11 protein-coding genes are annotated in these 12,431 nt (G+C 68.4%); 7 read left to right on the top strand and 4 right to left on the bottom strand.

The features are described 5' to 3' along the window. The first annotated feature begins 226 nt into the window (after positions 1-226). From ACY34I_RS39005 to ACY34I_RS38995, 3 genes are all read left to right on the top strand, one after another. Positions 227-1,240, top strand: a complete 1,014-nt coding sequence (locus ACY34I_RS39005) for a trypsin-like serine protease (protein ID WP_462760340.1) — start codon at positions 227-229, stop codon at positions 1,238-1,240. A 15-nt stretch (positions 1,241-1,255) separates the two neighbouring features. Continuing rightward, positions 1,256-1,645 (top strand): hypothetical protein, encoded by a 390-nt coding sequence (locus ACY34I_RS39000; RefSeq protein WP_462760338.1) that lies wholly within the window; start codon positions 1,256-1,258, stop codon positions 1,643-1,645. 374 nt (positions 1,646-2,019) lie between these two features. After that, positions 2,020-2,172, top strand: a complete 153-nt coding sequence (locus ACY34I_RS38995; protein ID WP_462760336.1) for a hypothetical protein — start codon at positions 2,020-2,022, stop codon at positions 2,170-2,172. A 372-nt stretch (positions 2,173-2,544) separates the two neighbouring features. Here ACY34I_RS38995 and ACY34I_RS38990 read toward each other — a convergent pair whose 3' ends face one another. Beyond that, the gene (locus ACY34I_RS38990) at positions 2,545-2,715 is read right to left on the bottom strand and encodes a hypothetical protein (RefSeq protein ID WP_462760334.1); all 171 of its coding nucleotides are present in this window, start codon (positions 2,713-2,715) and stop codon (positions 2,545-2,547) included. Positions 2,716-4,182: 1,467 nt separating this feature from the next. On the opposite strand from ACY34I_RS38990, the gene ACY34I_RS38985 reads away from it, so the two are divergent. Continuing rightward, complete coding sequence (locus ACY34I_RS38985; protein WP_462760342.1) at positions 4,183-4,386, top strand: cold-shock protein; 204 nt, start codon at positions 4,183-4,185, stop codon at positions 4,384-4,386. Between the two features lie 536 nt (positions 4,387-4,922). On the opposite strand, the gene recD2 is transcribed toward ACY34I_RS38985, so the two are convergent. The 3 genes from recD2 to ACY34I_RS38970 form a co-directional block, all read right to left on the bottom strand. Continuing rightward, a complete protein-coding gene (gene recD2, locus ACY34I_RS38980) occupies positions 4,923-7,142 on the bottom strand; it encodes an SF1B family DNA helicase RecD2 (protein ID WP_462760332.1) in 2,220 nt (739 codons plus the stop codon). Positions 7,143-7,308: 166 nt separating this feature from the next. After that, positions 7,309-7,623 carry a hypothetical protein gene (locus ACY34I_RS38975; RefSeq protein ID WP_462760330.1) on the bottom strand — a complete coding sequence of 105 codons (315 nt, stop codon included), beginning with the start codon at positions 7,621-7,623 and terminating at the stop codon, positions 7,309-7,311. Between the two features lie 74 nt (positions 7,624-7,697). After that, complete coding sequence (locus ACY34I_RS38970; protein ID WP_462760328.1) at positions 7,698-7,895, bottom strand: hypothetical protein; 198 nt, start codon at positions 7,893-7,895, stop codon at positions 7,698-7,700. A gap of 683 nt (positions 7,896-8,578) precedes the next feature. Here ACY34I_RS38970 and ACY34I_RS38965 point away from each other — a divergent pair. The 3 genes from ACY34I_RS38965 to ACY34I_RS38955 all read left to right on the top strand — a co-directional run bounded on the left by ACY34I_RS38965 (position 8,579) and on the right by ACY34I_RS38955 (position 12,278). Beyond that, positions 8,579-9,580, top strand: a complete 1,002-nt coding sequence (locus tag ACY34I_RS38965; protein WP_462760326.1) for an ATP-dependent DNA ligase — start codon at positions 8,579-8,581, stop codon at positions 9,578-9,580. A gap of 204 nt (positions 9,581-9,784) precedes the next feature. Then, complete coding sequence (locus tag ACY34I_RS38960) at positions 9,785-10,630, top strand: hypothetical protein (protein WP_462760324.1); 846 nt, start codon at positions 9,785-9,787, stop codon at positions 10,628-10,630. Between the two features lie 397 nt (positions 10,631-11,027). Next, complete coding sequence (locus tag ACY34I_RS38955; protein WP_462760322.1) at positions 11,028-12,278, top strand: hypothetical protein; 1,251 nt, start codon at positions 11,028-11,030, stop codon at positions 12,276-12,278. Positions 12,279-12,431: the final 153 nt, after the last annotated feature.

Genomic DNA, 12,431 nt, shown 5'->3' with positions numbered 1-12,431 from the left:
TCCATAGAGCCTTGTGGTGGCGCGAAGGGCCTTGCTACCTTCCGTGAGCCAATGACTACCCACCCCTGGAGGATTGGTGCGACGTCGCACAGGCCACAAGGCTGCCGCGTTCGCGGCAACGGCCCTTCTCGCTCTCGCCGCAGCGCCGACAGCGCCGGCTATGGCATCCCCCTCGCCAACCGATGCGACCTCTGCCGCCGTGGAGGCCTACTCACGGCTGAACGAGGTGAGCATCGACAAGGCAGCCGACGCGATTCACGACCAGGAAAGTGTCATTGAGTTGATTGCTCGGACCGGCGTCAGGCTCGGGGTTGACGCCGATATCTGGATCGAACAGGGCCTCGGCGGCCAGACATTGCGGGTGCGCACAGTGCAGGAAGAGGTCGCGTCCGTGTTTGCCGGACTCGACCTTTCCAGCCTGACCACAGTTTCGGTGGTCGATGAGTCGCCCATCCGGAACAGGCGACCCCAGTTGACTCCAAACGTCGAGGCGGCGGTACGGCAGGACTTCCCGGGAGTGCAGGGGATCTACGTCCGGACGGCAGACGGAGCACTGGTGGTCGAAACCACGGACAGCAGCAGTGGGCCAGTTGCCCAGGCGGTGAAAGAGCGTACTGGTTTCCCGGAGGTGGTGCTCGAGCACCAGGACGCGGGCGGCGATTCCGGGCTGACGGTCCGGGGTGGGTTGGCAATGAGCACCTGTACGGCAGGCTTCTCCGCAAAGTACGGCTCCTACATCGGATACTTCTCTGCCGCCCACTGCGGTCAAACGCAGAACATATATCCCAACACCGCAGGCACCGGTGTCTGGGAAACCAGCACCAGGCGAACTCAAACGTACGACGCCAACGCGGACATAGCGTTCTACAGCGTCGCCATCGGCACCGGGAACTCCATCACCAACACCTTCTACGGGTCCTCCTCGTCAAGTCCAACGATCCTTGCGGGACCGCAAGACGTTCCAGAGGGCATTACGGCTTGCCATCGAGGCAAGACGACCGGGTGGAAGTGCGGCACGATCACCTCGATCGCCTACAAGCCCACCTGGTCCGGCGCGTGCCCGGGGACGACATGCAACTCGGTCTTCGTCAGGGTGAGCGCCGACCAGGCCGGAGGCGACAGCGGGGGGCCGTGGGTGAACGGAAGCAACGCGATCGGCATTCACAAGGGCGGGGGGACCGGGTGGAGCGTATACTCCAAGATCTACCGAATCCCGTCAGGCACAACGCTCTACTACTAACAGAGTTGGTGACGGATGAACCATGCTTTCCTACGTCCCGTCCTCGCGGCCTGGATGCTCGTGGTGTGCGTGAGCGGCTGCTCCGATTCGGCTGAACAAGCCTTCGACGCCAATTCGGCAACGTTCGCCCAATATCACGACGAGGAACCCGGCGTCGGCGACAGCGCACTGCTGGAGGGTACCGTCTCGATGAAAGATCAGTGTTTGACCGTCACCGATTCCACGTCGGGCACAGTTTATGTGCCGATCTTTCCCACCTCCTCGCTCGATCAGGCAAAGTCGCTCAAGACGGGCGACAAAGTGTCCCTGCGAGGAGGATCGGTGGAGGCGGCAGCCCCAGAGGGGGCCCAATTGCCCAGCCGGTGCCCGGCATCCGGACCGTTCTGGGTCGTCGTCGCTTCCTGAGCGGATCTCCCCAGATGCGGCAAGGAACGGTGGGCCGGACCGCGGGGTCCGGCCCACCGTCCACGTGTCACCGGTGCGGCGCACGTGGGGCTGAGCCAAGCCGAATCAACTCGACAACCATCCCACCCAGCGGTCCTTCCGGGGGCGGAACGCGGCTAAGCACAGCAGCGGCACGCAGACCAGCACCGAGCCACTTCCGGGCAGAGCATGTTCCGTACCGTGGTCAGCTCGCCTAACATCTGCTCACGCCCTCGCGGCCGCCCGCAGCCTGACCATCGACGGCGAGGCCTCGCCGCCCTTTGCCAGGAGCGGCCGATGCACCTGGGGCACCTGCGCACCGTCCCCACCAGTGAACCGGCAAGCCCGCCGTCGCCTTGCACCTCCGGCACGAGCGGGAAAGTGATCACCTGCCGCTGACGATCGACGTCCTGCGCGTCACCGACGGTGCGATCACCGAGATCGTCATCCTCCACGACGACCAGTTCCCGCGGCTCGGGCTGCCGCAGCGCCTGCCAGCGGCAGAGTAGTCCCGGCGTGGACGCTCACGCTGCGCGGCAGCGCGCGTGCGGTGGTCGCGGCGCAGTGGTACGACGCGCTCGGCGTCGTCACCCGAAGGCGGGTGCAGCAGAAAGCTGCGCGACGGCGAGCCCGGGCCGGTCCTCGGATGCCACGCCGGGTTCCGGCTTCGCGGCACTCCGCGATCTCACTGGTCCCGCCCCTCTCTGGTCGGGGCCGACCCCGCCACCACTCGGGGAGGAATAGTGCGCTCGGGACGGCATGCTGTCTCCAGGCTTCACGCTTTCGACGCCGAGCGGCCCACCGGGGGAAGGGTGTCGATGAGCCACCCGGGCGGAAGGGCCTGATCGCCCTTCACCTGTAGTAGGCGACACCCACTTCTCTCACATCACATCGACGCTGACGCTGCACATCGTCGTGGCACCATTCGCAAGACTTCCGGGCGACGGCTCGGCCGCTGTCGTCGCCGCCCGGCCCGCCGGCGCCTGGTCGACCAGATCGCCGTCGTTGACGGCACTCTGATCCCCACCCAGGGCGGCTTCGACCGTTCGCATTCATCGGGAGGCGGGAGCTTCCGCGCCGCGCGGGCAGATTGCGTCCGAGAGATGATTGCGCTGCCTCGCCGCCGGTTAGAGAGGGTGCGGTGCAGGGTTCCTGGAGTCGACATGGACGAGGAGGAAGGTCCTGAATGCACCCGCATCACGTGAAGGCACTTCTCATGTGCGCGAGCATGGGGACCCTGGTGAAGTATTGTCTTCCCCTCTCGGAAGAGGTACCGGTCGGATTTCGCTGCCAGCCAAGCGACCCGGTAGAAGGTGACGGTGGACTTCCGGCGCTTTGCCCGTCGTGCCGGCTCTTGGCTGTAGACCCGCGACGGTTGCAGGCAGAGGTTGCTGGGCAGCTTGCACGGGGTTGGGCTCAGCACGAGCGGATCGGAGCGGTGGTCGTCGGTTGCTAACGACGCCGATGGCCCCGCCGGGAGGAATTTGCTCTCGCGCCGGTTCCCCAACGACCTCCCAGAGTCCCCGCCGCAGTTGACGGCAGGCATGGTCGGTGAGACCAAGGGATAGAGCTGGCGGCCAGCCAGCACCCCAACCTCCAACGATGCGCTAGGGGGAGGAGCCGGCCCGCCCGCGGCCGGCCAGCCGGCTGCCTCCGGCGGGGGCGCAACGACTCCAGGATGGCCGGGGCTCCGTCCGCGCGTTTGCGGTCCGTGGGTGGTTGCGCAGGGCCATCCCGCCAGCCGACGACCCGGGCGAGCCGAGCAGACCACCGCCCGGCCCACCAGCGTCCGTCCGTGCGTCAAGGCCGTCTTGACGTGGCGGACCGGGCGGTGGCCCGCTCCCCAGGAGGGCGGGTCGGCGGCAGACAGTGACACAGGTTCAGCTTGATGCAAGGTGATGCCCGTTCACGCGCTCACAGATCACACAAGCGTGCGAATGCCTGCAAGCGGGGCGGCCGAATACGGCACCATCTGCGAGGGCCGGCCGTGAGCACGAGACGACCCTGAAGTTTGAGCGCATGTCGTACGCTCCCGGTCGGCTTAGACGCTGGGGGGCAGAGTGAGCGGGCGAGGTTCGTCGGGCGGCTGGGACGTCGAGGACACCTGGCCGAAGCTGTGGTGGATCCCGCTCGGCATCGTCGTCATGCTAGCCATGAGCTGGGGTGTCGGCGGGCTCATCGAAGGCGGTTGCGAGCGCGGACCTCGGGGCGGCTGCGTTGCTGCCGATGGCTACGAGTGGCACGGCTGGGTGCTCTTTCTCATGTGGGCTCCAGCGCTCGCGGTGACGATCATGGGCTTGGCCACCAATCGCTGGCCGCCCGCGTTCGGTCTCACCCTCGGGACCGTGAGCGGCGGGATCTACACCCTCACCCACGGCCAGACGACTGCGCATGTGGCCTTCGCGGTGTTCCTGTTCGCCCTCGCGGCCACAAGCCTGTCCCTGACCGGGTTCCGCAAGCTGCGGGCCCGGCACCCCAGGTCGCAGGAGACGCACCGCAGGTCGCAGAAGACGAAACACATGGCAATTGGCACCGTCAAATGGTTCAACGATGAAAGGGGCTTCGGCTTCATCACCCCGGACGGCGGCGGCGCCGACGTCTTCGCCCACTTCTCGGCCATCCAGAGCTCCGGCTACCGCAGACGAGAGGAGAACCAGCGGGTCGAGTTCGAGGTGACCCACGGCCAGAAGGGCCCGCAGGCACAGAACATCCGCCCGCTCTGATCTACTCGACCCAGTCGATCTAGGGGAAGTTCTCGTTGTTTGATCTCCGATCACAGGAATTTGCCCTAGCCTCGATCATTCGCGGCGTTGAGTGGTTGGCTCGGCCCCCGGACTTTATCGCTTCTGATCGATGATGTCGGTGGTCGGGCGTTGGCGTTGCCGCTTCCTTGAAGCAATCTTGTTCCTTCTGATCGTCAGGTGCATCAATGCTGGCAGGTGGGGGGTGAAATTTGATGGCATAGAAGCGGCCCCAGGGGTGTAGCCCAGGTCAGGCGGGCGTGGGGAGGCAGCCTGGAGGCAGCGAAAGCAGCAGCAATGGCCAGCGGCAGACGACACGGGACAGCAGAGTGGCCGTGGTTGGCAGCACAGAACGGTGTCCGACAGCACCCAACGGTGAGACCCGTCCGCGTTCACACCGAAGGTGTCATTCTGGGGCCACGGGGGCTCTTGCGGGCAGCCCTGCCGGGCAGCCACACGTCGCGGCGGGCCACGCGCTCCCACTGTGGCCGAGGGTGAAGTGGGCCGGGGCCTGTCCGTTACACGGTCAAACGGTGAGTCAGGGCGGTGTGGCGGCGTCCGGCGCTGACGGTGCGGACGGCGGCGGCGAGGGCGCGGCGGGAGCCGACGAGGACGACGAGTTGTTTGGCGCGGGTGATGGCGGTGTAGAGCAGGTTGCGTTGGAGCATCATCCAGGCGCTGGTGGTGAGGGGGATGACGACCGCGGGGTATTCGGAGCCTTGGGAGCGGTGGATGGTCATGGCGTAGGCGTGGGCGAGTTCGTCGAGTTCGTCGAAGTCGTAGTCGATGCTCTCGTCTTCGTCGGTGCGCACGGTCAGCGTCTGCTCTTCGGTGGAGAGCGCGGTGACGATGCCGAGGGTGCCGTTGAAGACGCCGGCTTGGCCTTTGTCGTAGTTGTTGCGGATCTGGGTGACCTTGTCGCCGACCCGGAACACCCGCCCACCCGCGCGCCGCTCGGGCTGGCCCTCGCGGTGCGGGGTGAGGTGTTGTTGCAGCAGGGTGTTGAGGGCGCCGGCGCCGGCGGGGCCGCGGTGCATGGGGGTGAGGACCTGCACGTCCCGGCGCGGGTCGAGCCGGAATTTGGCGGGGATGCGGGTGCAGGCGACGTCGACGGTGAGGGCGGCGGTGGCGTCGGTGTCGTCGCAGGCGAACAGGAAGAAGTCCGGCAGCCCCTGAACCACGGGTGGGCGGCCGGCGTTGATGCGGTGGGCGTTGGTGACCACGCCGGACTGGGCGGCTTGGCGGAAGATCTGGGTCAGCCGCACCCGCGGGATGGTGGGCGCGGCGAGCAGGTCGCGCAGGACCTCTCCGGCGCCGACGGAGGGGAGTTGGTCGACGTCGCCGACGAGGAGCAGGTGGGCGCCGGGTGGGACGGCTTTGACGAGTTTGTTGGCCAGGATGAGGTCGAGCATGGAGGCTTCGTCGACGACGAGGAGGTCGACGTCGAGGGGGTTGTCCCGGTCGTAGGAGGCGTCGCCGCCCGGGCGTAGCTGTAGGAGGCGGTGCACGGTGGCGGCGGGGTGCCCCGTGAGTTCGGACAGGCGTTTGGCGGCGCGTCCGGTCGGGGCGACGAGGGTGACCTTGGCTTTCTTGGCGGCGGCGAGTTCGACGATCGAGCGGACCGTGAAGCTCTTGCCGCAGCCTGGCCCGCCGGTGAGCACCGCTACCTTCGAGGTGAGGGCGAGGCGGACGGCCTGTTCCTGTTCGGGGGCCAGGTCCGCGCCGGTGCGCGCTTTCAGCCAGGCGAGGGCTTTTTCCCAATCGACGGTGGTGAAGTGGGGCAGCCGGTCGGCCGGGGTGTTGAGCAGACGGTGTAGGGAGCTGGCGAGGGATTGCTCGGCGCGGTGGAACGGCACCAGGTACACCGCCGGCACCAGCTCCTCGTCACCGCCTGGCAGCATTTCTCGGACGACGCCTTCGTCGGCGACCAGGTCGTCGAGGCAGCGGGCGACGAGGTCCCCGGGCACGTCGAGGATCTTCGTGGCGTCGGCGACCAGCTCAGGTTCTGGCAGGTAGCAGTGCCCTGAGTCGGTGGCCTCGGACAGGGTGTACTGCAGGCCCGCCATGACCCGCTGCGGGCTGTCATGCGGGATCCCGACGGCCTGGGCGATGGTGTCGGCGGTCTTGAAGCCGATGCCCCACACGTCCGCGGCCAGCCGGTACGGCTCCTTCGACACGACGTCGATGGACGCGTCGCCGTACTGCTTATAGATCCGCACGGCCAGGGACGTCGACACCCCGACGCCTTGAAGGAAGACCATCACCTCCTTGATGGCCTTCTGCTCCTCCCACGCCGCGGTGATCTTCGCCGTGCGTTTCGGCCCCAGCCCGGGCACCTCCACCAGGCGGCCGGGTTCCTCCTCGATCACCCGTAGGGTGTCCAGGCCGAAGTGGGCCACGATCCGCTCGGCGAACACCGGCCCGATGCCCTTGACCAGGCCAGAGCCGAGGTAGCGCTGGATGCCCTGGATCGTGGCCGGCAGCACCGTGGTGTAGGAGTCGACCTCGAACTGCCGGCCGTACTTCGGGTGTGACGACCAGCGTCCGTGCAGGCGCAGGCTTTCCCCGGGCTGCGCGCCCAGCAACGCGCCGACCACCGTGAGCAGGTCGGCGCTGCGGTCGGTGGCGACCCGGGCGACGGTGTAGCCGGTTTCCTCGTTGACGTAGGTCAACCGCTCCAGCACCGCCTCGAGGGTGGCCAGCGGAGGACGAGTCGGGGCGGCGGTCACGGCGACCATCCTGCCGTTTGTCGATGCTGCTGTGCCAGGCCCGGGCCTCAGGCCCGCAGTTCCGCCCGGACAGCACTGGTGGGGGATCTTGCGCCTGTGAAGCGAACCCGGGTGGGCAACCGGCGGCCGTCGCACAGGGAACCGGGGCCCCTAGCCTCAGCCAGCGCTGGTTCTGTCACGTGTTATGACGCTTTGTTCCGCCTCTACGGGCGGGCCGGGCCGCAGCGCTGTTCGTATCCGTCGCTGCCACCCCGGGTGGCGCCGCAGCTTCTTGTTCACGCCACTGCCCGGCGGTGTCGGCGCGCAGAAGGCGATCAACCATGAGCATGGCTTCTGGCTCCGTCTCGAACTCCCACCGCAGCACCTTCCCCGTCTCGGTGTCCCCGGCGCGGCCGATCACCTTCCAGCGCGTCTCGCGGACGAGCCACACGTCGCGGCGCGCCAGGCGCCCCCAGACGCCGTTCCACCACCTCCGGGTCACCTCTTCCACACCATGATCGTACGCATGTTCGATCGGCGAGTTGGGGTGACGCGACCAAGCCTGCGTACAGCGGTAGGAGTGGGTCATTCGCAGCGGTCTTCGGCGCCCCGTCCGTACGGCTCGCAGCAGTCGGGGCGGTGCCGGTAGACCCGTAGATCGCGGCCGTGCCGGTGGCCGTAGTCGGGCGTGATCTCGTACAGGCAGGCCTGCCACACGACGGCTTCCCCGCCGCCGGGCACCACCTGGCCGTCACCTGGCCCGCTGCGTAGCAGCACGTCCACCCTCCGACGGTACGTGCCTGGTGAAGGCAGGGCGCGGCGTACGAGGTTCTGCCGTCGGACTCGGATGGGCGCTTGGGGTGGAGCCGGTCCCCGCAACTGTTCGCTGCGGGGCCCGGTCGTCGGTGGTCTGCGGCCGAGGCTGCTCCAGCTGCACGTGGCCGTGGCCAGCAGCCGAGCGGTGACCTCGCCGACCGGATCAGGTTCGCCTTCGGCGCCTGTCGCTCGCCAGCCGGGATCGCTTGCTGTAAAGAACTTTGGCCGCTGTGGAAAACGCCCTGATCATGACCGATTGTGCTAGCACCCTCCACGACCAGGCGGTTGTCGCCGGCGGTATGCCGACCGGGTTTCACGAGCGGGCACTGCCTGGATCCCATCCGGCCGCCGGAGCGCTTGCACCTTCAAAGGTGACAGCGGTGGTAGGTGGCCTGTTCAGTCCGCACAGATGGTCCGACGTGCGTTGAACAGGAGGAGCGCATCCTCCTTCGCTGGATGGTCCTGCCACAGCAGTGCCGTGACCACTGGGGCATTCGTTGTCGCGGATCTCCGCCCGAGGCGAGCCGGTTGCCTCCCACGATGACGTGGGGGGCGGAGATGAGAGGGGCTCATGGGCGGGGCTGGAGGTGAGTTCCGGCCGGGCACGGGTGGGTGCGGCGGAGCCGGTGCTGCGTCGGCCGGTTGCGCCGATGCTCGCCGCACCGGTCGATGCGGTGCCGGAGGGCCGGGATCTGGTGCACGAGCCGAAGTGGGATGGGTGGCGAGCGATCGCCTTCCGCGAGGCGGATGGGGTGTATTTGCAGTCGCGGGCCGGCCGGAACCTGACCACCTACTTCCCAGACATCACCCGGGCAATCCGGGCAGCCATCCCACCCGGTGCCGTCCTCGACGGTGAGCTAATCGTCTGGGAGCGCGGCCGGACCAACTTCGCGCAGCTGCAGCGGCGCGTCACCGCCGGCCGCGCTGTGCTGCGCGTGGCACGCGAGTGCCCCGCCCATTACGTGCTGTTCGATCTGCTCGCCGACGTCGGCGGCCGGGTGATCCTGGACCTGCCGCTGGTACAGCGCCGGGCCCGGCTGGAGCGGCTGCTCGCCGGCGCCCCGGCGCAGCTCACCGTAACCCCGCAGACGGCCGACATGCGGGAGGTGTCGGACTGGCTGCTGAACTGGACCATCGCCGTGGGGATCGAGGGCGTGGTCAGCAAGCGCCTGGCCGGCCGGTACGAGCCCGGCCGCCGCGGCTGGTCGAAGTTCCGTACCCGCATCGTCACGGAGGCCATCATCGGCGGGGTTACCGGCAGCATCAGCAGACCGGAGACCCTGCTGCTCGGCCGATTCGACCGGCGGGAACGGCTGCGGTACACCGGCCGCTCCCACCCACTGACCACCGATCAGCGGGCCGCGCTGGCCGAGCAGCTCTCACCGCCACGCATGCCGCGCCGCGGCGCGATCGCACACCCGTGGCCGAATCCACTGCCGGCATCCTGGTCCGGCCAACTGGACCGGCCAGAGCCGCTGCCATACATGCAGGTGGAACCCAGCGTGGTGGCGGAGATCGACGCCGACGTGGCGTTCGAACACGGACGATGGCGCCACCGCGTGCACTACGCGCGGGCCCGGCCGGACATGTCGGTGTACGACGTACCGCTGCTGCTCGGCGAGGAGGAGGGCTACTACGGCGACCTGGGGTGAGTGCCCGTGGGTCTGCTGATGAGCCGCGAGTGCTGCCGGATGCGCTGCAGCACGCCTCAAACAGCCGCCTGAGCCCGAGCCGCTTGCATCCGCTTCTGTCGATGTCATTGCGTTGGATCAGCTATCGCTAAGCGGCAGTCGGAAGATCGAGTCCGGTCCAGCCGCGGGCGCCGAATCCGGGACTCGCCCGTCTACCCTGTGCGAATGCCTTCAGCGAAGCCGCTCCTGCTGCTCCTCGGGGCGGCGCTGCTCGCGGTCGCGGGCGCACTGTTCGGATCCCCCTGGGCGGCCGGTGTCGGCGGTGTCGTGGTGCTGGGCGTTCTCGCCGTCCACCCCGCCGTGACCGGTCCCGCCGTGCCCCGGTCGACGCGCCTGCTACTGCAAGGCGGCCTGCTCCTACTCACCCTCGCGGGCGTCGTGGAGTTGTGGGGATGGGCGGCCTCGCCATTCGGCGAGGCCCCACCGAGCGCAAGCGAGCTGATCGCGCTGGTGACCGACCCGGCATGGCAGCGGACGCAGTTCCTGCGACAGCTAGCCGTGGCCAGCTGTCTGATCCTGGTCTGCGTCTGCCTCGGCGTCGCTATTGCTCGGCTGCCACGGGAGCGGCTGCGCCGAATCGGCCGGGCCGTGCCGATGGTGGGGGTGTTCACGCTGGTCACCCTGGTGTTTCTCGCCCTCCTCCCATCGGGGCTGACCGCCATGCTCGGCGCCCTCACCAATGTGGCCGTGACGGCGTTGCTCGTGCTCGGCGGGTATGCCTGGGTCATGGGCCGCGCGATCCGCCGCCATGGGACCGCCCCCTCGATCGCGGCGGTGGGCGCCACGGTGCTGGCTACAGCGGCCTGGCTCGCCGTGGACGATGCCTGGCGGAGCCGGCCGGAGCCGCGCGACAGCGACCCGCTCTACCAGGCGGGCATCAGCGTGTCCGTGGCCGTCGAGACCGGGCCCGACGTCGAGACCGCGTTCGCCGTCGCGGCGCTGCTACTCGGAGCCACCCTGACCGTGCTGGCCTGCGCAAGCCTCAGCACAGCCGGCAGCGAGACGCGCTGAGGCCGGATCGGTGGGCGTCGAGCCGCGCCATCTGCTTCGGGCTCAGCCACAGCTCTCGAATGGCCGTCGTCTCACCGCGCTGCGATCGAGGTGCCAACCGTCGGGCGATGAAGCGCTACGTCTACCTCGACGGGTCGCAGGAGCCATGGTGCTGGGTAGGTCGAACCTGCCGGAACCATCGGAAACGCCCGGTCATGTCGAAAGTAGTGCGTCGGCATCGGCTCTGCGGCTGAGCACCCACGATCCGTAGCGATGTTCAAGGCCCAAGCGTCGGCTGGACACGAGTAAACGCGTTCGCCCGGACCGGCCTCGCGTCGAGAACTGGGTGAACCGAGGTTGCCGGGCCCAGCTGGGCATGGTCCACTGTTCCGCGCGTAGTCACGGGGGGTGCGGTGGAATGCCTGGTACGACGCCTCTGCCCTGGCAGGCGGGTCTCTGGGTGGCGGGTTGCCTCGAGCGTCTCGCACCGTACGTGCGAGCATACGGCACGCCACGAGCGGCCGCGTTCTATCGGTACAGCGTCGACGCGTTCTGGACCGGACACGGCGAGCTCGCCGCGCCCGACGCGGAGCGGATCGCGGCAGTCGGGGCGAAGCTCAGCGACCTGTACGAGGACAGCATTGAGGCGCAGATCTTCGGAGTTGTCGTCGGAGCGGCCGAGGCTGCTCGGCAGCCCACCGCTGAGCCCATGGAACAGCTTGCCGCGTGGACGGTGGGCCTCTGGTCGGAGCTGGGGCCCGATGACGACGACTGGGGAGACCGGGAGGCGCAGGCGCAGCTGGACACCCTGGCGATGACGCAGCAACGTCCGGCGGAGGCTGCGGCCGAGATCCGGATTGTTTCCGCCCGGCTCGGTGCCGAATGGGCGGCCGGGCTTGCCGACCACGGCCTGCTAAACGCCGACCCGAAGCGACCGGAGATCGTGATACCCCCGCACGATTTGCCGTACCGGGTCGGTGACGTGGTGACGGTGTCGTGCCCGTGGACCCCCACGGTGACCACGCGCCGCGGCCGGTACCACGCGGCGGTGCGCTGGCCCTGGGCCATACTCGATCCCGACTCGCGGTACCGGCCGAGCGGCACCTTCGCCTTTCCCGTCGACGAATCAACCGAGCCGTGGTGGCCGTATCAGCTGCGCCCCCCGGCAGCCGAACTCGACGAGGGCGACCGGTGCGCGGTCGGCATACCGCCGATCCGGTGCTACGTGGTGCGGTACCGCCGATACGACCCGCCGATGGACGACGGCTTCCTGCCGAGGTGTACAGCGCGCATCGCGCTGCTGCCGATCGGCAGCGGCTACGCGGATGCTGCGGACGTGTGGCTGGAGCGCGCTGAGCCGATCGAGATGAAGCTGCTGCACCGCCCCTATGGTGCGCTGCGCTCCGGTGACGTTGTCGACGACGCGGACGGTCGCCGGCTGCAGTTCGTACCGCCGTTCCTGTTCTACGCCGATACTGATCGAGTGCGGCCGGCGTGGCCACTGGCTTTGGTGAGGCGGGACGGGGTTATGCCACCGCCGGACGCGGTCGACGCCGTCGCCACCGCGACCGCCCTCGGCAGTCATTTCGCCGAAATCGAGCGCTGGCTCGCCTTGAGCGAGGTGCCGTACACAGCCGCAGTTGCCGAAGAACTCTTCGACGAAACCTGAGCCGCCTACGAGAGCAAGCGACACTCGCGCTGGCAGACGCGCACCCGGCGCCGCCTCCGGTCATCGGTTCAACGCTCAGTCGCCCGCGCATCGACCAAGATCAGGTACACGCTCATGGCACCCCTTTATGTCAAGGCGCCGCTGACACCAAGG

Source organism: Micromonospora sp. RTBAU3-60, from assembly GCF_054963695.1.
Note: the sequence above shows the minus strand (reverse complement) of the source record. Positions and strands in the feature narration are given on the sequence as shown.